Origin of the sequence: Kaistella chaponensis, assembly GCF_900156725.1 — a bacterium.
Lineage (GTDB): Bacteria > Bacteroidota > Bacteroidia > Flavobacteriales > Weeksellaceae > Kaistella > Kaistella chaponensis.
This window is the reverse complement of the sequence record NZ_FTOI01000008.1, coordinates 1-22,207: the sequence shown is the minus strand read 5'-3', so window position 1 is coordinate 22,207 and position 22,207 is coordinate 1. Positions and strand designations below refer to the sequence as shown.

Annotated in this window: 20 protein-coding genes; 13 read left to right on the top strand and 7 right to left on the bottom strand. The window is 36.8% G+C overall.

All coding sequences use genetic code 11. From position 1 onward, the window contains the following. Positions 1 to 123 precede the first annotated feature (123 nt). The 3 genes from BW932_RS09135 to BW932_RS09125 all read left to right on the top strand — a co-directional run bounded on the left by BW932_RS09135 (position 124) and on the right by BW932_RS09125 (position 2,905). A complete protein-coding gene (locus tag BW932_RS09135) occupies positions 124 to 513 on the top strand; it encodes a DUF4293 domain-containing protein (protein ID WP_076387199.1) in 390 nt (129 codons plus the stop codon). 129 nt (positions 514 to 642) lie between these two features. Beyond that, positions 643 to 2,481 (top strand): ABC transporter ATP-binding protein, encoded by a 1,839-nt coding sequence (locus tag BW932_RS09130; RefSeq protein WP_076387198.1) that lies wholly within the window; start codon positions 643 to 645, stop codon positions 2,479 to 2,481. Between the two features lie 25 nt (positions 2,482 to 2,506). Next, positions 2,507 to 2,905, top strand: coding sequence for an energy transducer TonB (locus BW932_RS09125; RefSeq protein ID WP_076387197.1), 399 nt, complete (start codon positions 2,507 to 2,509; stop codon positions 2,903 to 2,905). Between the two features lie 4 nt (positions 2,906 to 2,909). Here the strand turns inward: BW932_RS09125 and mutS are convergent, their stop codons facing one another. Next, entirely contained in the window at positions 2,910 to 5,495 is a 2,586-nt protein-coding gene (gene mutS, locus BW932_RS09120) for a DNA mismatch repair protein MutS (RefSeq protein ID WP_076387196.1), read from the bottom strand. 200 nt (positions 5,496 to 5,695) lie between these two features. Here mutS and BW932_RS09115 point away from each other — a divergent pair, with 200 nt between their 5' ends. The 3 genes from BW932_RS09115 to BW932_RS09105 all read left to right on the top strand — a co-directional run bounded on the left by BW932_RS09115 (position 5,696) and on the right by BW932_RS09105 (position 7,969). Further along, complete coding sequence (locus BW932_RS09115) at positions 5,696 to 6,229, top strand: RNA methyltransferase (RefSeq protein ID WP_076387195.1); 534 nt, start codon at positions 5,696 to 5,698, stop codon at positions 6,227 to 6,229. Between the two features lie 163 nt (positions 6,230 to 6,392). Further along, the gene (locus tag BW932_RS09110; RefSeq protein ID WP_076387194.1) at positions 6,393 to 6,848 is read left to right on the top strand and encodes a hypothetical protein; all 456 of its coding nucleotides are present in this window, start codon (positions 6,393 to 6,395) and stop codon (positions 6,846 to 6,848) included. A gap of 410 nt (positions 6,849 to 7,258) precedes the next feature. Next, positions 7,259 to 7,969 (top strand): hypothetical protein, encoded by a 711-nt coding sequence (locus BW932_RS09105; protein WP_076387193.1) that lies wholly within the window; start codon positions 7,259 to 7,261, stop codon positions 7,967 to 7,969. Positions 7,970 to 8,044: 75 nt separating this feature from the next. Here BW932_RS09105 and BW932_RS09100 read toward each other — a convergent pair whose 3' ends face one another. The 4 genes from BW932_RS09100 to BW932_RS09085 all read right to left on the bottom strand — a co-directional run bounded on the left by BW932_RS09100 (position 8,045) and on the right by BW932_RS09085 (position 14,370). After that, positions 8,045 to 9,457, bottom strand: coding sequence for an efflux transporter outer membrane subunit (locus BW932_RS09100; RefSeq protein WP_076387192.1), 1,413 nt, complete (start codon positions 9,455 to 9,457; stop codon positions 8,045 to 8,047). 37 nt (positions 9,458 to 9,494) lie between these two features. Next, the gene (locus BW932_RS09095; RefSeq protein ID WP_076387191.1) at positions 9,495 to 12,635 is read right to left on the bottom strand and encodes an efflux RND transporter permease subunit; all 3,141 of its coding nucleotides are present in this window, start codon (positions 12,633 to 12,635) and stop codon (positions 9,495 to 9,497) included. Continuing rightward, positions 12,635 to 13,861 carry an efflux RND transporter periplasmic adaptor subunit gene (locus tag BW932_RS09090; protein ID WP_076387190.1) on the bottom strand — a complete coding sequence of 409 codons (1,227 nt, stop codon included), beginning with the start codon at positions 13,859 to 13,861 and terminating at the stop codon, positions 12,635 to 12,637. The genes BW932_RS09095 and BW932_RS09090 overlap by 1 nt, the downstream gene beginning before the upstream one ends. Positions 13,862 to 13,923: 62 nt before the next feature. Then, on the bottom strand, positions 13,924 to 14,370 hold the full coding sequence (locus BW932_RS09085; protein WP_076387189.1) for a transcriptional regulator: 447 nt from the start codon (positions 14,368 to 14,370) through the stop codon (positions 13,924 to 13,926). Positions 14,371 to 14,564: 194 nt separating this feature from the next. On the opposite strand from BW932_RS09085, the gene BW932_RS09080 reads away from it, so the two are divergent. After that, positions 14,565 to 14,888: a translation initiation factor gene (locus BW932_RS09080; RefSeq protein ID WP_076387188.1), complete on the top strand. Its 324-nt coding sequence runs from the start codon at positions 14,565 to 14,567 to the stop codon at positions 14,886 to 14,888. 132 nt (positions 14,889 to 15,020) lie between these two features. Next, the gene (locus BW932_RS09075) at positions 15,021 to 15,875 is read left to right on the top strand and encodes a nucleoside phosphorylase (RefSeq protein ID WP_076387187.1); all 855 of its coding nucleotides are present in this window, start codon (positions 15,021 to 15,023) and stop codon (positions 15,873 to 15,875) included. 45 nt (positions 15,876 to 15,920) lie between these two features. Here BW932_RS09075 and BW932_RS09070 read toward each other — a convergent pair whose 3' ends face one another. Continuing rightward, positions 15,921 to 16,484: a DNA-3-methyladenine glycosylase I gene (locus BW932_RS09070; protein ID WP_076387186.1), complete on the bottom strand. Its 564-nt coding sequence runs from the start codon at positions 16,482 to 16,484 to the stop codon at positions 15,921 to 15,923. 196 nt (positions 16,485 to 16,680) lie between these two features. Here BW932_RS09070 and BW932_RS09065 point away from each other — a divergent pair, with 196 nt between their 5' ends. Next, positions 16,681 to 16,947 carry a hypothetical protein gene (locus BW932_RS09065; protein ID WP_076387185.1) on the top strand — a complete coding sequence of 89 codons (267 nt, stop codon included), beginning with the start codon at positions 16,681 to 16,683 and terminating at the stop codon, positions 16,945 to 16,947. A gap of 96 nt (positions 16,948 to 17,043) precedes the next feature. After that, positions 17,044 to 17,856, top strand: coding sequence for an enoyl-ACP reductase FabI (locus BW932_RS09060; RefSeq protein WP_076387184.1), 813 nt, complete (start codon positions 17,044 to 17,046; stop codon positions 17,854 to 17,856). 56 nt (positions 17,857 to 17,912) lie between these two features. Here the strand turns inward: BW932_RS09060 and BW932_RS09055 are convergent, their stop codons facing one another. Further along, entirely contained in the window at positions 17,913 to 18,950 is a 1,038-nt protein-coding gene (locus BW932_RS09055) for a threonine aldolase family protein (protein ID WP_076387183.1), read from the bottom strand. Positions 18,951 to 19,197: 247 nt separating this feature from the next. Between BW932_RS09055 and BW932_RS09050 the strand changes: the two genes are divergently transcribed. From BW932_RS09050 to BW932_RS09040, 3 genes are all read left to right on the top strand, one after another. Further along, complete coding sequence (locus BW932_RS09050) at positions 19,198 to 19,848, top strand: metal-dependent transcriptional regulator (protein ID WP_076387182.1); 651 nt, start codon at positions 19,198 to 19,200, stop codon at positions 19,846 to 19,848. Between the two features lie 86 nt (positions 19,849 to 19,934). Next, positions 19,935 to 21,560 carry an L-glutamate gamma-semialdehyde dehydrogenase gene (pruA, locus tag BW932_RS09045; RefSeq protein WP_076387181.1) on the top strand — a complete coding sequence of 542 codons (1,626 nt, stop codon included), beginning with the start codon at positions 19,935 to 19,937 and terminating at the stop codon, positions 21,558 to 21,560. A gap of 228 nt (positions 21,561 to 21,788) precedes the next feature. Further along, positions 21,789 to 22,031, top strand: coding sequence for a YtxH domain-containing protein (locus BW932_RS09040; RefSeq protein ID WP_076387180.1), 243 nt, complete (start codon positions 21,789 to 21,791; stop codon positions 22,029 to 22,031). Positions 22,032 to 22,207: the final 176 nt, after the last annotated feature.

Genomic DNA, 22,207 nt, shown 5'->3' with positions numbered 1-22,207 from the left:
GTGTAAATAAGAAAGTTAAGTCGGGCGACTTGTCTTTTATTAGATCAATTGTAATGCAAATCTACACTAATTTTCGAATAATGCAAAAAATTATTGCTATTTTTGCACCTCAACTTCATCAAAATGTTGCAAAGAATACAGACTGTTTGGATTTTTTTGGCGATTTTAAGCGCCGTATTCTTGTTCGTTACCGGACAAGATATTTCCCTTTTCGGATCAACTCCTTTTATAACGATTATTTGCGCAGTGATGATTTTGGTCGAATTCTTTAGTATCTTAAGTTATAAAAACCGCAAAAGACAAATTCTGCTGAATACCATCAGCATTTTTATAAACGCTTTGTTGCTCGGTTCATTGGCGTATTGGTTACTCACTTTATCTGGAGGAATGCAATTTCCTGAGAAAGGTATTGAGCCATTTTTCCCGTTTCTTTCGATGATTTGTTTGTTTATTGCAAACGTTTTTATCCGAAAAGACGACAGGCTCGTAAAATCTGTAGACAGACTCCGCTAAACTCACAACGATTTTTTTTGAGTGAAACAGTTCCTTTTTGGAGCTGTTTTTTTGTTTCAAATGAACTCCTTTTTATTTTTAAAAATAATCCATTTGAAATTGCTTATTTTTGCCTCTTAAATTCCTTTAATGAAACCATTAAAACGTATTCTCTCCATTGCAAAACCGCATCAAAGATACCTTTACGGAAGTATTCTTTTTAATCTTCTCTATTCTTTATTACAAATTTTTTCGATCGTAACCATGCTTCCAATTCTTCGGATTTTATTCAAATTGGACAAAGAAGTAGACACGAAAAACGTTCCTGTTTACAGCGGAAAATTTGGCGACTATTTTGGGTATCTGAAAGATATGGCTTATTACAAAATCCAGCTTAACATCAATGAATACGGTGCGATTCAGGTTTTAGCGGTACTTTGTGGGATTACCGCAATCGCGTTTTTGCTTCGGAATCTTTTCCGATATTTAGGATCATACCTTTTGGTGAATTACCGCGTTGGAATTACGAAAGATTTACGCACCGCGATGTATGATAAATTCTTGAAATTGCCCGTTTCCTTTTTCACAGAACAGAGAAAAGGCGACATGATGTCGAGAATTTCTAATGATATCGGCGCCGTAGAAGGTGGAATCATGGGAAGTTTGGTGGATGTTCTGAATGCTCCTTTTATGATCATCGCGTCTTTAATTACGCTATTTATCCTTTCTCCCCAATTGACTTTGTTTTCCCTTTTGGTCTTTCCTGTGATGGGTTTAATCATTGCTTGGGTCGGAAAAAGTTTGAAAAGACAAGCTACTGCAGCACAAGAAGAATTAGGAAATTTATTCTCTTTGGTAGATGAAACTTTGAAATCTTCTAAAGTCATCAAAATTTTTAATGCCGATAAAATCCTTAAAAACCGATTCAACACAACCACCGATAATTGGCAAAAATATGCGATCGGAATGAGTCGCAGAAGAGAACTCGCTTCACCAATGAGTGAATTTTTGGGCTCCGTAACTTTATTAATCATCACGTGGTTTGCCGGAACAGAAATCATTAATGGAACCAATAAAGATCCTGTAACTTTCTTGGCTTTTATTGGAGTTTTCTTCCAGATTTTGGATCCTGCAAAAAAATTATCCAATGCTTTTTCTTCTATTCAAGGCGGAATGGCGAGTTTGGATCGTGTTTCTGAAGTTTTAGATTATGATCTGAAAATTGATGAAATTGCAAATCCAGTTTCTATTTCTACTTTAAAAAATGAAATTGAATTTAAAAATATCGGCTTTTTCTATGATAAGGATAATGTGATTTTAAAGAACTTCAATTTAAAAATTCCCAAAGGAAAAACCATCGCTTTGGTTGGTCAATCCGGTTCCGGGAAGACGACGATTGCGAATTTACTCGCGCGTTTTTACGATGTTTCCGAAGGGGAAATTTTGATCGATGGCGAAAATGTAAAGAATTTAAAAGTTCAGGAATACCGACATCTTTTGGGAATGGTGACGCAAGAATCGGTTTTATTTAATGATTCCATATTCAATAATATTTTGATGGGGAAACCCGATGCAACCGAAGCAGAAGTAATCGCAGCCGCGAAAATTGCAAACGCGCATCAATTCATCGATGAACTTCCGGAAAAATATTTTACCAATATTGGCGATGATGGAAACAAACTTTCGGGCGGACAAAAACAAAGAGTTTCCATCGCAAGAGCCGTTCTCAAAAATCCTCCAATTATGATTTTGGATGAAGCAACTTCCGCTTTAGATACCGAAAGCGAAAGATTCGTGCAGGACGCTTTAGAAAAAATGATGGAAAACCGAACTTCACTCGTCATCGCGCACCGACTTTCCACCATTCAAAAAGCCGATTGGATCGTCGTGATGGAACGTGGAATTATCGTAGAACAGGGAACACATCAGGAATTATTCGAACAAAAAGGAATGTACCGAAGATTGGTTGAATTGCAGAATTTTGGGTAGGATTAATTTTATTTAAAAATAAATTATGAAGAAAATTATTTTATTGTTATCGCTCTTTTTTAATGTTTTTATTTACGCACAAGAAAAAAAAGCAGAAAATCAAAATTCTGAATTAGTTTCCGAAAAGGCAGAAAAAATAACTGAATTCCCAGGTGGAATGGATGCATTTCGAAATTTGATTATGAAAAATTTTAGGACAGATAAGTTAAAAATCGAAAGAGGAATAATTAAAACAACAGTAATTTTTAAAATAACTAAAGACGGTTCTATGACGGACATTAAAGCTTTAGGTGGAAATCAAATTTTTAATGACGAAGCAATTAGAGCAGTAACAAAAATTAAAGAGAAATGGACTCCAGCGAAACTTAATAATGAAATAGTAGAATCTATATTTAGAATGCCCCTTACAATGAGTTTCGAATAAAGGATTATCGCCCAATCATTTTTTTAATCGAATTCAACTTCATCAACGCTTCAATCGGTGTTAAAGTATTGATGTCCATTTTCAATAATTCCTCCCGAATATTTTCCAAAACAGGATCATCCAATTGAAAGAAAGAAAGCTGCATACTTTCGTCGGTAATGGCTTTTGCAGAATCTTTGGAACCACTTTGGGAACGGCTTTTTTCTAAAGTTTTCAACACTTCATTTGCGCGGTTCACGACTTTTGCAGGCATTCCGGCTAATTTCGCCACGTGTATTCCGAAACTGTGTTCACTTCCGCCAGAAAGCAATTTTCGAAGGAAAATAATACTTCCTTTATGTTCCTGAATGGAAACGTGGAAATTTTTAATTCTCTCAAAATTCACCGTCATTTCATTGAGTTCATGATAATGCGTCGCAAACAATGTTTTCGGCTGTGTCGGATGTTGATGCAGATATTCTGCAATGGACCACGCGATGGAAACCCCATCGTAAGTGGAAGTTCCACGTCCGATCTCGTCTAAAAGGATCAGACTTCTTTCCGAAATATTATTCAAAATATTCGCGGCTTCATTCATTTCAACCATGAAAGTCGATTCGCCCGAAGAAATATTATCACTCGCTCCAACTCTCGTGAAAATTTTATCTAAAATTCCGATCTCTGCGTGTTTTGCCGGAACGAAACTTCCGATTTGCGCCATCAAACAAATGATCGCAGTTTGTCTTAAGATTGCAGATTTTCCCGCCATATTCGGACCGGTTACCATGATAATTTGCTGAGAATCTTTGGACAAAAACAAATCATTCGGAATGTATTTTTCACCCAAAGGAAGTGCATTTTCGATGATCGGATGTCGCGCTTCTTTCAGATCAATTTCAAAACCTTCATTCAAAACCGGTTTCGTGTAAGATTCAGAAACAGCGAGTTCCGATAAGCCAACTCCACAATCGAGTTCGGCAATAATGGTAGAATTTTCCTGAATCTGATCGATGTAGATCATTACATTTTCGCACACTTTTCGGTACAACAAATGTTCGATTTTGGAAATTTTTTCTTCCGCACCCAGAATTTGTTCTTCGTATTCTTTCAGTTCTTCCGTGATGTATCTTTCTGCATTGACGAGGGTTTGCTTGCGGATCCAATCGTCGGGAACTTTATCTTTATGAGAATTCCGGACTTCAATAAAATAGCCGAAAACATTATTAAAACTGATTTTCAAACTCGTAATTCCGGTGCGTTTCACTTCGCGGTCACACATTTCGTCGAGGAAATTTTTTCCTTTGCTTTGCAGTCCGCGCAAATGATCGAGTTCTTCGGAAATCCCAGTTTTAATGACATTGCCTTTTGAAATATTCACGGGAAGTTCTTCATTCAGATAATTAATCAGATAAGCAATGAGTTCATCCACATTAATTAAAGGCGACAACCAGGCCAAAACCTCATCGTGAGGATGCAATAATTCTTTAATTCTCTGAATGTTGATCAAACTCTGACGAAGATAACCGACTTCTTTCGGTGAAATTTTTTCGGAGGCCAGTTTTCCCATCAAACGATCCAGATCAGAAATCGTTTTTAATAACTGCAGGATCTCATATTTCAGATTTTCTTCTTTATTAAAAAACTCGATCAAATCTAATCTTCTGTTGATTTCGCTGACAGATTTTAAAGGCAAAATCAATCTTCGGCGCAGCAACCTTCCACCCATCGGTGTCGAAGTTTTATCGATAATATCGAGCAAAGATTTTCCCTGTTGACTGCTGGAATAGGCGATCTCTAAATTGCGCAACGTGAAATGATCCATCATCAAATAATCCTCTTTCGGAATCAACTTTATTTTGGTGATGTGCTGCAAAAGTGCGTGATGCGTATCTTCAACTAAATAGGCAAAGATGGCACCGGCTGCAACAATCCCCAGTTTTAAATCATCAATACCGAAGCCTTTTAAGGAATTGGTTTTGAAATGATTGGTGAGTTTTTCGTAGGCGTAATTGTATTGAAACGCCCAGTCTTCCAGTTTAAAAGAATTGCGGTTTTTGAGTTGCGACGGCAATTCGGTTGTTCGCTGATAAATGATTTCACTCGGATCAAAAGTTCCGACGAGGTGAAGCAGCTGCTCCAAATTTCCTTCTGAAGTTAAAAATTCTCCCGTGGAAACATCGACCAAAGCCAATCCGTATTTCTCTTTGACTTTATGAATAGAAAGCAAAAAATTATTTTTCTTGGACGATAAAACCTGTTCATTAAACGTCACTCCGGGAGTTACCAATTCGGTTACGCCGCGTTTTACAATGCCTTTTACGGTTTTCGGATCTTCCAGCTGATCGCAAATCGCCACGCGAAGTCCGGCTCTGACGAGTTTCGGCAAATACGTATCTACAGAATGATGTGGGAAACCAGCAAGTTCGATGTGTCCTTCCCCATTGGCTCTTTTCGTAAGTACAATTCCTAAAATCTGCGACGCACGAATGGCATCGGTGCCAAAAGTTTCGTAGAAATCCCCCACGCGAAACAGCAAAAGCGCATCAGGATATTTCGCCTTGATGGTGTTGTACTGGGTCATTAAAGGAGTTTCTTTTTTATCTTTTGCCACGGAATTTTATTTTTTATTAAACTAAATTTTTACTTATTTCGAAATCTAGTTGTGTCATCCTGACGAAGGAAGGATCTCATTAAAAAGTTCGAGATGCTTCACTCCGCTTTGCTCCATTCAGCATGACAAAAATGAATTTTTACTTAATTTCAATTTGAAAAATTAAGATCTAAAACCTTAATTTTGCCAAAAATACGAAAATGACCTCCACTAAAAAACTGAAACTCGAAGAATTAGGAAGAATAGATATTGAAACCTTTAAAGAGACGGAGAAAACACCGCTTATTGTGGTTTTAGACAACGTGAGAAGTATGCACAATGTAGGTGCAGTTTTCCGGACAGCGGATGCTTTTTTGATCGAAAAAGTGGTTTTGTGTGGAATTACTCCAACTCCGCCGCATCGGGAAATTCATAAGGCAGCTTTGGGAGCGACAGAAAGTGTAGATTGGGTTTATGAAAAAGACATTGCAACAGCGCTTCAAAATTTGAAAACAGAAAACTACAATATCATTGGGATTGAACAGACGAGCGATTCCAAAAAGATCACCGATTACCCCATTCACAAAGAAGAAAAATACGCTTTGGTTCTGGGAAATGAAGTGGATGGTTTAAGTGATGAAGCGCTTTCCGAATACGACACTTTCCTGGAAATTCCGCAGTTGGGAACGAAACACTCTCTCAATGTTTCTGTTTGTGGCGGAATTGTGATGTGGGAATTCTTTAAATCGCTTTAGAAAATACCTTCTCCCGTCTGGATTAAAAATAGGAAGGAAATTGGTATATTTGAATGAACAGAACAGATCATGTTTGTCAGACCAATACAACATCATGTGGGTGTATTGGTATGATGGAGTGAGACCTATAAACAAGTTAGCAGAAATTTTATAAAGACAAAACATGGAATTGATACATTTAAATAAAATTGACAATAGTAATATTAAAATAGCAAATTCAATTAAACAATTTAATAGTTTGATTAAACTTCTTAATGATAAAAATTTGACTCTAAATGTTATTAAGAAAATTAATGATGATATTACAGAATTAAATTCTTCACAAGTAATGGGAACCGCGCTATCACATTTAATAAAGAAGAAGCAAAATAAAATAATTAAATTGACAGAAAAAGAGTTAAAAATTGTTCCAAAAAACTATTACACAAATCTGTGGATGGTTTTAGGGATGTCTGCTTTTGGGCTACCTTTAGGTGTCGCATTTGGATTGAGTTTAGGGAATATAGGTTTACTAGCGATTGGATTACCAATTGGAATGGCTATAGGAACGTTAGTTGGATCAAAATTGGACAAAAAAGCATTGGAAAGCGGAAAACAATTAGATATTGAACTAAAGTAGAAAAACTTCTGCTAATAACTAAGCTTTCGTTGAGCTTGAAAAGGCAACAATGAAAGCCCGTTGAACGGAACCTTCGGTACAAAATCTCCCGACTTTGCGCCATTATCATCTAACTCTGCTTTTTTATCCAAATCTAACCTTGTCAAGGTTTTAAACCTTGACAAGGTTGAATCCTTCCGCAACCTCCAGAAAGGGTTACGCAACCTTAGGAAATCCTTCCGCAAACTTTAGAAACCCATCGTCAACCTCAGGAAATGAATGGATACATTTAGGAAATGAGTGAGCAAGCTACAGAAATGGATGGGCAAGCTACAGAAATAGTAAAACAACATTGCCCATCCATTTCCTTTGTTGATTATACATTTATTTTGCCAATTATTTATTATATTTACCATTAAATACAAATAAATATGGAAAATTCAGAAAACACAAACCTCACCGGCGGAAAACTGGCAGCAAAATACCAGTATGTTTCCGCAGAAGAATTGATTGCTAAAATGAAAACAGCATTCAGAAACGCCAAAGAACCTGAAATCTTGAACGAACTGGAAACGGTAGGCATTACCGAAAGTAATTTGGATGATTATCTGCTAGAGATTGCCGATCTGGAGCAGCTGAGCCAGAAACAGATCAAAGAGTATGGGGAGCAATATGCCGAGACCGATAAATTTAATCTGAAAAGAATAGAAATCGACAGCCTCTACACCCGCCACCGCAACCTTGCAAAAATTATTTTCAAAGGCGACCGGCAGTCAAATACCACTTTGGGTATTGATGAGGGGCGCAAACGGGCGTTCGCTGCCTGGTTTCAGCAGGTGAGTAATTTTTATGCGCAGATTCTCGCCAACCCCGATTTCAAAACCAAAGCCGAAACGGTGAACATCAAAGATCCAGATATTACGGCACAGCAAACTGCGTTGGAACAAATTACTGCGCTGAAAGCTTCTCAGAAAAAAGAAATCGGCGAGGCACAAAAAGCAACCGACACGCGGGACGAAGCGCTCGATCTTCTGTACCCGAAATACACGCAGCTGATAGGCTTTGCCAAAATTCTTTTTCCGGATGATCAAACGCTGGAAAAACTGGGCATTATCGTAAAAAGAGAGGGTGATCTGCTCTAAAAAAGAAATTGAAGAAGATCGCCTTAACAAAACCACTCAAAAAATGGAGTGGTTTTGTTATTCAATTAAGAAAACTTATCTCCAACCGCCGCCAAGTGACTTGTAGAGTTGAATTCCGGCGTCTAATTTTGAAAATTCGGCATTCGAGATATTCAATTCGGCATTCAGCTGATTCACACTTGCATTGATGACTTCCAGATAATTGGCCATCCCATAATTAACCAGTTCCTGCGAATAAGCTACAGAATTTTTGTACGCCAACATTTCTTTCCGTTTTAGATCAATAAAACCATCCTGAGACTGATAAATATTCAGCGCATCTGAAACTTCTTTTCCGGCAGTTAAAACCGATTTTCTGAAATTTAAATAAGCGATTTCTTTGTTCGCCAAACTGACTTCGTACTTTGTTCTGATCTGTCTTTTATTCAAAATAGGCTGAACCAAACCTGCCACCACATTGGCAAGAAGAGATTTGGTACTGAACAAATGATCGATGTCAACAGAAGAAATTCCACCACTTCCTGTAATTCTTAAAGTTGGATAAAACTCTGCTTTAGCAGCATTTGTCAATTCAAAAGCATTCATCAGTTGGTATTCTGCTGATTTCACATCCGGTCTGTTCTGCAACAGATTTGCAGGATAACCCAGTGCGAAACTTGCCGGCATTTTTTGTGCATCGATCGTTGTACGCTCGATGGCGTGCGACGGTTCACCCATCAATAAGCTCAAGGTGTTTTCTAAAGTCCGGATCTGAACATCAATATCGATGAGCATTGATTGTGCATTGAAAACCAAAGCTTGGCTCTGTTGAACAGCAACCTCGGTTAAAGTTCCGGCTTCTTTCAAGGCAGAAGTGGTTTCTAAATTTTTCTTTCTTAAGGCAATGGTTGCATTAATGATTCTTTTCTGATCATCAAAAGTTAAAAGCTGATAGTACGAAGATGCCACTGCTGCAACCAAATCGCTTTTCACGGCTTGATGTGCAGAAACAGTTCCTAAATAATTGGCGTACTGTGCTTTTTCCTGAGATTTGAGTTTCCCCCAAATATCGGCTTCCCAACCAATGTCTGCGGAAATGCCAAATTGATTAATATAATTTCGTTGTCCGCCAAAAATTGAGCCCAACTGCGTGTTCAAAGATTGGGTTTGGAAGGTATAACTCGGTCCGGCTGAAAGTGTGGGTAAGTACGCTGCCTTACTTTGCTTTAAATAAGAATCAGCGGCATTGATGTTTTGCAACGCTACTCGTACATCCAAATTATTTTCTAAAGCCGTAGCAATATGTTTCTGCAAAACCGGATCGGTGAAAATTTCTTTCCAGGAAACAGTCGCTATACTGATGGAATCTTTCGGCAACAAATCGGTGCGGAAAAGATTTTCGTTGAGAACTTCTTTCGGTCTTTCGTACTTTTCACGCGTCATGCATGAAGCCAAAACGAAGGCTGAAAACAGAACCAGAAGTATTTTTATGTTGAAATATTTATTCATTTTTTTAATTTTTCGCAAAAGTTTTTTCGACTTTCAATTATTCGGAAAGATTAATGTTTTTGTCTTTTAAGGGTACTATTTTTTCCTGAAGGGTTTGGAAAACAATAAAGAGAATTGGGATGACCAAAAGTCCTAAAATAGTTCCTATCAAAAGTCCCATCGCAGCTCCCGTTGCAATAGATCTGTTTCCTGTAGCACCGATTCCTGTTGCTAAAACCAAAGGCAACATTCCACAAATAAATGCAAATGAGGTCATCAAAATAGGTCTTAATCTCGCGGTTGCGGCATGAATGGCGGCATCTACAATGGTTTCGCCATGAATTCTTCTCTGGACCGCAAATTCAACAATTAAAATGGCATTTTTTGCGAGTAAACCGACCAACATGATCAATGCAATCTGGAAATAAATATTGTTTTCCAGCCCAAAAATCCATTGTCCAAGATAAGCTCCCATCACTCCCAAAGGAAGCGATAAAATAACGGAGAGCGGTAAAATATAACTTTCATATTGAGCGGAAAGAATGAAATAAACAAAGACCAAACTCAGCGCAAAAATCATCAAAGTTTGCGAACCAGAGGCTAATTCTTCCCGGGAAAGTCCAGTAAATTCGATATCATAATTCGACCCTAAATTTTCGCTTGCAACTTCCTGAACTGCTGCAATGGCATCACCGGTACTGAATCCTGCGTTGTTCGCGCCAGTAATTTTCACGGAAGTAAAAAGGTTGTATCTGCTCACACTTTGTGGTCCATACGTTTTATCTAAAGTAACGAACTGCGAAATCGGTGTCATTTCTCCGGAAGCCGTCTTCACGTACATTCCGTTTAAATCCTGCGGTGTTTTGCGATCACCTGGTAATGCTTGAATCATGACCCTGAACTGTTTTCCGTACTTGGTAAAGTCGGCTGCATAAACTCCACCGATATAACCTTGCATGGTACTTAAAATATTCGAGACAGAAACACCCGATTGTGCCGCCAAAGGAACATTAATATTCATTTGATACTGCGGATATTTCGTGTTAAAGGAAGTTTGGGAAAACTGAATTTCCGGACGCTGCATGAGTTTTCCGATGAAATTTTGGGTCGTTGCATCCAAATCTTTGTACTCACCTCCCGCTTTGTCTAGAAGTACCATTTCGAAACCTGCACTGCTCCCAAAACCAGGAACAGAAGGAGGTTGGAAAAAGATAATTTTTGCATCGGGAATACTGGAAGCAATGCCGAATAATTTTTTGGTTAATTCATCAGCAGCTTCTCCTTTTCCTCTTTCATCAAATGGTTTTAATTTCACAAAAGCCAACCCATAATTGCTTCCTGTTCCAGAGAGGAAGGATCTTCCGGTGGAAATTGTTACGTTTTGAACACCCGATACTTTTAAAACTTTTTTCTGAAGTTCTTTCATCGCATTGAAGGTTCGTTCTTGTGATGCTCCTGCTGGAAGTTCTATATTGGCAAATAAAATCCCACGATCTTCATTAGGAACAAATCCTTTTTTCATAGAATAGTTGGACCAAAATAAAAGCATTCCTGTAATCACAAAAATACCAATGGTAACCCATTTGTGTTTAATTAAAAAAGTAAATGCTCTCCCATATTTGGCGGTCATTGCTTTGAACCCGATATTGAATTTGTGAAAGAACTTTTCGAAAAAGTTTTTCTTTTCATATTCTTGATCATGATTTTGAGGTTTCAAAAAGAGGGAACATAAAACGGGACTTAATGTTAAAGCGTTGATCGCAGAAATTAAGATTGCTATAATTAAAGTCACTCCAAACTGTTTGTAAAAAACTCCGGTTGGTCCTTTAATAAAAGTTACGGGAATAAAAACCGCTGCCATAACCAACGTGATAGAAATAATTGCACCCGTAATCTCATCCATTGCTTCTACGGTTGCTTTTTTGGGATCAGGAATACCGCTTTCCATTTTTGCGTGAACCGCTTCTACGACGACAATGGCATCATCGACAACAATTCCGATGGCCAAAACCAAAGCAAAAAGCGTGAGCAAATTCAGGGAATACCCAAATAAATTCAAAAAGAAAAAAGTTCCAACAATCGAAACCGGAACCGCAATCGCGGGAATAAGCGTCGATCGAAAATCCTGCAAAAAGATAAATACCACAAGAAATACTAAAACAAAAGCTTCAATTAAAGTGTGAATTACTTTCTCTATGGAGGCTGTTAAAAATTCATTGGTGTCAAAATTGATCACATATTTAATTCCATTTGGGAAATCTTTCTTATTGGTCTCTAAATATTTTTGAATGTTTACGATAATTTCCTGCGCATTGGAACCCGGTGTTTGAAAAATCCCCATACTTACCGCGGGATTATCGCCATTTTCCGCTTTACCCGAGTACGATAAAGAAGCCAATTCTATTTTCGCAACGTCTTTTAACAATAGATTTTGACCATTTCCGAGTGATTTCAAAATGATGTTATCGTACTGTTCTTTATTGTTGTATTTTCCTACATATTTGATGATGTATTCGAAAGAATTACCACTGTTTTGCCCGATAGATCCAGCTGCAGCTTCTCTTGATTGATCATTAATTGCGGCAGAAACCTCGGAAGGCGACAAACTGTATGCTGCCATTTTTACTGGATCCAACCAAATTCTCATGGAATAGGTTTTACCTCCGAAAACGTTCGCGTCTCCTACTCCATTAATCCTTTTTATAGCGGGAATTACATTAATGTTGACATAATTTTGAATAAATACATCATTCAACGCTTTGTTATCCGAGAAAAAGGTAAGATACATCAACGCACTGGTTTGCTGTTTCTGTGTTACCACACCTGCTCTTGTAACTTCAGAAGGAAGTAATGGGGTAGCTCTTGCAACACGGTTTTGTACGTTTACTGCGGCGATATCTGCATTAATTCCCTGTTTGAAAAAAATCTGAATCTGCGCAGAACCATCATTTCCAGCGCTTGATGTGATGTAATCCATTCCTTCCACGCCATTAATCTGTTCTTCTAAAGGAACCACCACACTTTTCATCACCGTTTCAGCGTTTGCACCAGAATAATTGGCGGAAACACTTACTGTTGGTGGGGCGATATCTGGATATTGTGTTACGGGAAGTGACATCAATCCTAAAATCCCAAGGATAACGATAAGAATAGAAATTACGGTTGATAAAACCGGTTTGTTAATGAATTTTTTGATCATTAGAAAATGGGTTTTATGGTTTGTACTAAACTGTCTAAACTAATTGGTTTAGGAATAATTGCGGTTTTGTCTTTTAATCCACCAGTTCCTGCAGCCACAATTTTGTCTCCTTTTTTTAGTCCGGAAGTGATGATGGCTAAATTATTAACCCTTGTTTGTACCTGAATAATTGTATTTCTTGCCGTATCTTTCTCCACTTTAAAGGCGTAAACAATCCCTTGCTGCTCATAAGTTGCGCTTTCCGGGATGACCAAAACATGATCATAAAATTGAGGAAAACGAATATTTCCGCTGTTTCCGTTGCTCAACAATTTTTGCGCATTTGGGAAACCTACCCGAAACTCAATCGTTCCTGTAGAAGGGTTGATTTGTCCGGTTACTGCTTCAATTTTTCCTTTTTCTGGGTATAAATCGCCATTCGCCAATTCTAATTCTACCATTGGAAGATTCCTGATTTTTTCGGGCATCGTGGCTCCTTTAGAATCCTTCAAAAAGTCAAAGTATTCTTTTTCATTCATCGAAAAATACGCGTAAACTGCTTTTGTATCTGAAATGGTTGTTAGAGGAGTTGGATCAGCTGGACCCACCAAACTCCCGACTTTCAAAGGTAATTTACCGACCACACCAGAAATTGGAGCTCTAATAATGGAATAGTCAATATTTGCCTGAACTCCCTGAAAATTTGCCTGTGCTTCTGCAACTCCTGCACTTGCTTGCTGTTTGGCGGCAATTGCCTGAGAAACTTGTGCTTGTGCGCGTGCAAGATTTGCCTGTGCGGTTTGCAACTGAACATTGCTAATGATATTTTTTTCAACTAAAGGTTTCAGTTTGTTTACTTCAACCTGTGCGGCGCTTACTGCGGCTTGAGCGGCTTTCACATTTGCATCAGACGCAGAAACATTGGATCTTGCTGCTCCAATTCCCGCTTTTGCAGCATTAGCGGACTGTGTTAAAGTATTTGTTTCTAATCGGAAAAGCGGTTGTCCTTTCGTTACATATTGTCCTTCATCTACTAAAACCTGGGTGATATAACCTTGAATTTTTGCGCGAACATCATTGTTTAAAATCCCTTCAATAGAAGCGGGAAAGGTTTGATAACCAATCACATTTTTCACTTCTACAGCAACCACAGGAAAAGAAGCTGCGCCTGGTTTTTTGGGTTCTTCTTTTTTGCAGCTTATTATCGAAAGTGCCGATAAAGAAAGGAGGATAATTATATTTTTCATGAATTTATTTTTATAATCTTAAGATTTGCGTGTTTTTCAAATGAAGGTTTAGACGATTAATGTTAAAGTTGATCCAGCATTTCTTTAATGTTTGAAATATTATTTTGAAAGAGGTTTTGATAAATTTCGAATTTCTGAGCAGAACTTTCATCGGTTGTCTTTCGAAAATTCTTTAGCTTGTTTAAAATGGAAAGCTCATCTTCCATTCTGGTAATTATTTCCCCGAACCGAATTTTCATAAATTTCTCATTCATTACAAAAAATCGTTTTCGCTCATTAATTCTATTAAAATCACTAATGATTTTTAGGTTGAGAAGCAAATTAAGATTTGAAGACACTGCGCTTTTACTGGCAGAAAAAACCTCCACAAACTCCTCGAAAGGCACGCCTTTCCTTTCGAAATCGAAAATTAAATAGGAATAAATCTTCGCAGCAAGCGGTGGTAAATGGAAAGCATTCCCATAAAATTTGACCATATCGCAAAACAAATCTTTATCTAATTCCATCATTTATCACGTTTAATGCGAAAATACATTTTAGTTCAGAACAAAACGAACCAAATGCCGGTTTTATGAATTTTTTATGACTTGCATAGAAATTTTCAAACAGTGGAATTAAAAAAAGCGATAAAACCCTCTTAGTTTTTTTGTTAAAACTATTCAAGGTTTTCAAAATTGAAAACAAATTTGATTATTTTTGTACTATGGATTTACGAGATCAACTCAAAAATATTTTTCCTGATCACGAAGAGCAGGATTTTGAAATGCCCGAAGAAAAATTTGTTCAGGTAGAACCACTCATCTGCAAATTCGAGAAAAAAGGAAGACATGGAAAACCTGTTACTTTAATAGAAGGATTTGAAGGTAGCGATGACGACCTGAAAAAAATCTCTAAAAAAATAAAAACAACGCTCGGAATCGGCGGATCCGAAAAAGATGGCATAATTGTAATCCAAGGTAACAACCGGGACAAAATAATGATAATCCTAAAAGAAATGGGCTACAAAACAAAACGTGTAGGTGGATAATACGGTGGTCGAACGATGATTTTATTAAAAATAATGATTTCATTTTTTAAATAAAATTTTATTAAACTAAAAAAACTGCGTACCTTTAAAATCCTTTTTTCAAAGGATTTTTTTAATTTAAACAATAGAGTTATGATCAATAAATTAGCAGCATCCGAATTGGTGCTCAATGACGACGGAAGTGTTTACCATTTAAATTTACTGCCTGAAGATATTGCCGGAAAAATAATGTTGGTAGGAGATCCCGACCGTGTTCCGAAAGTTTCTAAGTATTTCGATAAGATTGAAATCAAAAAAAACAAAAGAGAATTTTATACGCATACCGGAACTTTGCGAGGTGAAAGAATCACGGTAATGTCCACCGGAATTGGGACTGAAAACATCGATATCGTGATGAACGAACTCGATGCGTTGGTGAATATTGATCTAAAAAATAAAGTGTTCAAAACTGATCATACCGCTTTAGAATTATTCCGAATGGGAACTTGCGGAAGTGTGAATCCAGACGTGGAAGTAGATAACATGTTGGTGACCGAAAACGTGGTTGGACTTGATGGTTTAATGCATTTTTACCAAGATTATGAGTTTGAAAATGAATTCTCCAGAAATTTCATGGCAAAATTCCCGTACGAAAAAATAAAACCAATGTTGTATTTTTCTGATTGGGCGAAAGAAATGGGAGAATATTACCAAGACGCAAAATACCACGGAAACACCGCAACTTTCCCAGGTTTTTATGCTCCACAAGGAAGACAATTGCGATTAAAAGCGTTGGATGATAAATTTCTCGAAACTTTAAACGATTTAGGCATTACGAATTTCGAGATGGAAACATCGGCGATTTACGGACTCTCTAAGTTATTAGGACACAAAGCCATTACCGTAAACTCTGTTATTGCAAACCGAAGAAGAGGTGAGTTTTCTGCGGATCATGCTGCGTCTGAGAAAAACATGATCGAGTGGGTTTTGGATCGGATTGTGAAGTAAATATACCAATATTCATTAAAATGCGACTAAGAAATTAGCCGCATTTTATTTTCTCACCCTGCAATGACAATCTACCACATGATCATTCACCATTCCTGTTGCTTGCATATGCGCATAAACAACTGTAGAACCCAGAAATTTAAAACCCCTTTTCTTCAAATCTTTAGACAAGGCATCTGAAATTTCGGTGGTCGCCGGAACTTCTTTTAATGATTTCGGTTGATTATCAATTGGTTTCCCATCTACAAAACCCCAAATATATTTTGAAAAAGTTCCGAATTCTTTTTGCACGTCCTGAAATTTCTGTGCATTATTAATGGTCGCCAAAATCTTCAGTCTGTTTCTAATGATTCCTGTATTCTCCATCAAATCTTCTACTTTGTCCTCCGAATAAATAGCAATTTTTTTGAAATTAAACCGATCAAATGCTTCAGAAAAATTTTCCCTTTTCTTGAGAATTGTGTACCAAGAAAGACCCGCCTGAAAACTCTCTAAAACCAGAAATTCGAAAATTGTTTCATCATCGTAAACGGGTTTTCCCCATTCTTCATCATGATATTTTCGATACAAATCATCTTTTTCGCACCAACCGCAACGCAATGTCTCCATTTATAAATTTTACTTCAAAAATAAAAAACATATTTTTCAAATCACTCATAAAACAGATTACCAGTTTCACATTTTAAGAAAACTTTATTACATTTTTAACATTATATTAATAGATAGAGGTATAGAACTTGCAAGTTGACAATCATATCAAATTATTTTTTTTAAATATTCAATATTAACTCTAAAATTTATACAAATGGACAGACAAGATTACAACAAAGCAGAAGGTGCAGTAGAAAAAGCAAAATGGACGGTTAATGATTATGCTGACAGAGCAAAAGAATACATCCGCGAACAAAAAGAAAAAAACACTGAACCGACGCAAGAAGGCTGGATGGAAAGAGCTAAAGAAAATGTTTCTGACGCTTGGGAATCTACAAAAGACGCGGTTTCAGACGTTTGGGAAAAAACCAAAGATGCTGCCGTAGATGCGCAAGCAGAAGTAAAAAAGGCGACGAACTAAACGAATATTTCACTGTATTAAGAACCGTATTGACTGCGGTTCTTTTTTTATGCATTTAACAGTAAAAATTTTTTAAATTTGTCTAAAATTAAGATTATGTCATACGGATTACTAAAAGGTAAGAAAGGAATTATTTTCGGAGCTTTAAACGATCAGTCTATCGCTTGGAAAGTTGCAGAGAGATGCCATGAAGAAGGCGCAGAATTTATTCTTTCAAACGCACCAATCGCAATGAGAATGGGGGAAATTGATGAACTTGCCAAGAAAACCGGTTCAGATGTTATTGCCGCAGATGCAACATCGATGGAGGATTTAGAAAAACTTTTTGCACATGCCCAAGAAAAATATGGTAAAATAGATTTTATCATGCATTCAATTGGTATGTCGGTAAACATTAGAAAAGGAAAAACTTATACCGATCTTAACTATGATTTTTTAGAAAAAGGTTGGGATGTTTCCTCCGTTTCTTTTCACAAAGTAATGAAAGCAGCGTGGGACAAAGATATCATGAACGAATGGGGTTCCATTTTAGCGCTCACTTATATTGCAGCTCAAAGAACATTCCCGAATTATGGTGATATGGCAGACAATAAATCCTATCTAGAAAGCATTGCCAGAAGTTTCGGATATTATTGGGGCGACCGAAAAGTACGCGTAAACACTATTTCTCAATCTCCTGTGATGACCAAAGCTGGTGCAGGTGTGAAAGGAATAAGCGGATTTTTCAATTTCGCAGACAGCATGTCTCCACTTGGAAATGCCGATGCACTTGATTGCGCAAACTATTGTGTGAGTCTTTTTTCGGATCTTACGAGAAAAGTGACCATGCAAAACCTTTTCCATGACGGTGGATTTAGTAATACTGGAGTTTCGCAGAAAATCGTAGATAAATTTGAAGATTTACAATAAGCAAATCTTTAATTAATAATATATTCCGTCTCAGAAGTTTGAGACGGAATTTTTTTTTATGAGTTTCTTAAACTACTAATTTCAGCAATTAATTTTTCGACGATTTCATCACTCGTCGCCCACGAAGTAATAATGCGAACTGCAGATTTATCTTCATCGATCTTTTTCCAAACGTAGAAATCGAAATTTTCGGAAAGTTTTTCGATTTGGGAATTATTCAAAATTGGGAAAATCTGATTCGTAAAGGTTTCACTAAGAAAATGACATCCTATTTCTTGAAAAGATTTTTTAATTTTCATCGCTTTTTGGTTCGCAAGGTTTGCCAAATCAAAATACAGATCATCTTTTAGTAATTCCTGAAACTGAATTCCCAGCAAACGCCCTTTTGCAAGCATGGCTCCTTTCTGTTTTAAATGGAAACCAAATTCACCTTGCAGATCTTCATTATTAATGACAATTGCTTCACCAATTAAAGCGCCATTTTTGGTTCCGCCCCAATAAAAAGCATCTGTATATTTGCCAAAATCTTCTAATGTTAAATCATTGGTTTCGGCCTTCAATGCATGACCTAAACGAGCTCCATCAACGAATAAAAAGAGATTGTTTTCCTGACAGAATTGGTATAAATCAATCAGTTCTTTTTTAGAATAAATGGTTCCGACCTCAGTAGAATTAGAAATATAGACCAATTTCTGCTTAACTTGATGAGGTTTGTTTTGATGCACATCAATTACTTTGCGAATATCTTCCGGTCGAATTTTACCATCTTCAGTTTCCACCGCATGAACTTTATGTCCGGTTGCTTCAATTGCTCCACTCTCATTGGTAAAAATGTGTCCGGTTGCAGGTGAAACTACACTCTCATGCGGTCTTAGAAATGCAGAGATGACAATTAAATTTGCCTGTGTTCCTCCCGAAACGAAATGTACTTTTGCACGGGGATTGTTGATTTTTTTTTGGATTAAATGTTCGGCATTCAGGCAGTAATCATCAAGACCATAACCGTTTTGCTGCACTAAATTGGTCGCAGAAAGTGCTTCTAAAATTCTTGGATGGCAACCTTCGGCGTAATCATTCTTAAAGGAAAATTTCATATTTATAAAAATAAACAAAAAAGGTGAAAACACCATATGAAATACCGTTAAATAACCCGCGATTTATATTGCTAAAAGCAGGAACTTTGTATCAAGAAAACAACATTAAAAATCTGCTATTTTGATGTTTTTATCCGATTAAATTTTTCATACGAATTTACCCACGTTAAATTGAAACTCATCTTTAGGATGAGTTTTTATTGTATATTATTATTGTTAGATTTGCATCAATGTTAATCTAACTCCTATGATCTCCCTTACTGAAGAAAATTATTTGAAAGCGATATTCCATTTAATCAGCGATAATAATACTGTTACCATCAATGAATTGAGCAAATTTCTAAATGTAAAAATGCCAAGCGTGAACAACATGATGAAGAAATTTGCAGACAAAAAATGGGTCATTTACGAAAGCTACAAACCACTGAGAATTACGGATTCCGGGAAAATGCAAGCCGCCTTAGTCGTTCGAAAACACCGTTTAACAGAAATGTTTCTTGTTGAAAAGATGAATTTCGGGTGGGAAAATGTACATGAAATTGCAGAACAGGTAGAACACATACAGTCTGATCTGTTTTTTGATAAGATGGATGAACTTCTGAACTACCCAAAATTCGATCCACACGGCGAACCAATCCCAGACAAAGACGGAAACATTATCGCTCAACATCTTAAGAAATTAAGTACTTGCAAAGTAGGTAGCAGTTTTGTTTTCACCGCAGTTACAATAACCGACGATGATTTTTTAAGTTTTCTAAATGCCAAAAATCTTGAATTGGGAACTGCAATAGAAATCATAGAAATCGAAAAGTATGACCAATCCATGAAAGTACAATTTGGAGGAAAAATGGTAACATTAAGTAAAATCGTGACTGAAAAAATATTGGTAAAAGAATAGATTTAAGAAATGAACTGTTTTTGGAACATTGATCGAATTCCCTTAACTTTGTAACATCCGCACTAAATTTAATAAAAAATAAAAATATGTCAAAAGCAATTTCGCAAGTTCCCTTCGCAATCAACGAGCCGGTAAGAACTTATGAACCAGGTTCTGATGAAGTAAAATCATTGATTGCCACTTACAAAAAAATGTGGAAAGAGAAATCTGCCATTCCAATGATCATCAACGGAAAAGAAGTGATATCTGAGGAAAAAGTAAACATCAGTTCTCCACAAGATCATCAACACGACTTAGGTTATTACTACAAAGGAACCATGGCAAATGTTGACGAAGCCATCAATACAGCTTTGGCGGCGAAAGAAAAATGGAATAACCTCGGTTGGGAACAACGTGCTGCAATTTTCCTGAAAGCTGCAGATTTAATCGCAGGACCTTACAGAGATCGCTTGAATGCCGCAACAATGATTGGTCAAAGTAAAAATGTTCATCAAGCAGAAATCGACGCTGCTTGTGAATTTATCGATTTCTTACGTTTCAATGTTGAATTTATGACAGAAATGTACAGTGAACAACCCGTTTCGGACACTGGAATTTGGAACAGATCGGAATACAGACCTTTGGAAGGTTTTTGTTTCGCCGTAACTCCATTTAATTTTACGGCAATTGCGGGAAATTTACCAAGCTGTATGGCAATGATGGGAAATGTGGTAGTTTGGAAACCTTCAGACAAACAGGTTCTTTCTGCAAAAGTTTTGATGGATGTCTTTATGGAAGCAGGTTTACCAGCAGGAGTCATCAACATGATTTTCACAGATGGGAAAGAGACTGCTGAAAAAGTAATGTCGCACCCAGATTTCGCAGGACTGCATTTTACAGGTTCTACAAAAGTTTTCCAGGGAATGTGGAAAATGATCGGAAACAATATCGATTTGTTTAAAACTTACCCAAGAATTGTAGGTGAAACGGGCGGAAAAGATTTCGTTGTAGCACATTCTTCTGCGAATGTAGAATCAGTGGCAACTGGTTTGGTTCGCGGTGCATTTGAATATCAAGGACAAAAATGTTCGGCAGCTTCCAGAGCTTATATTCCAAAATCTATTTGGAATGACGTGAAAAACGTAATGGAATCTCAGTTGAAAACCATTAAAATGGGAAGTCCGGAAGATCCTTCCAATTTTGTAAATGCGGTGATCGATAAAAATTCTTTCGAGAAATGTAAAGGTTATATCGAAAGAGCAGAAAAATCCACAGACGCAGAAATTATTTTTGGCGGTAAATGCGATGATTCTAAAGGCTGGTTTGTAGAGCCAACCGTGATTTTAACAACCAATCCAAAATACGAATCGGTTTGTGAAGAAATTTTCGGCCCTATTCTTTCCATTTATGTTTATGAAGATCAAGATTGGACAGAAACTTTGAAATTAGTTGATGAAACTTCACCTTATTCGTTAACTGGAGCTGTTTTCGCACAAGATCGTTATGCAATTGCTGAAGCGTACAAAGCTTTGGAAAATGCATCTGGAAATTTCTATATTAATGATAAACCAACAGGAGCAGTTGTTGGGCAGCAACCTTTTGGAGGAGCAAGAGCTTCCGGAACCAATGATAAAGCAGGTTCAAAAATGAATTTAATGCGTTGGGTTTCTGTAAGAAGTATCAAAGAAACTTTTGTATCACCGAAAGATTACAAATATCCTTATTTAGGTTAAACTGATATTCAAATATCAATATTTAAAACTCTGTCGTCTTGGCAGAGTTTTTTTTATCCTTTAAAAATGCGATTCAGAAAAAAATTCGAAGGCGCTATAAAATGTCCCTAAAAATCTATTTACAAATCATTTAACAAAATTTTATGTTTTGAAAAAAAGATGTGGCATACTTTTTACATCTATGTACGCATCAATAAAAATTTTTAAAATAACTTAAAACATAAAATTATGAGCACTAAAAGAAACGGATTATTAGCACTATTAGGATTAGGAGCTGTAGCATGGTGGAAATACAAAAATTCTACTCCAGAAGAAAAACAAGCAGTGAAAGATACCATCAATACTGCAAAAGATAACTTCAATAAATTTGGAAGCGATCTGAAATCAAAAGCGAATGATGTAGCTTCGCAAGTTCAAAACAAGGTTGACCAAGCAAAAACTTCAGTAGAAGATACCATAAGTCAGAACTAGAAATCACCCTTATATATTTTATGAAGCCATTATGTTTTTGACATAATGGCTTTTTTTCAAAAAAAATTCCCGAAACTGTTTTTGGACTGCCCCCAAAAAGTTAGACACTTTTTAGGGGCATTTTTATTATGGGAGAATCAAAGTATAGTTTAGAATTTAAGGTGAGTTGTGTTAAG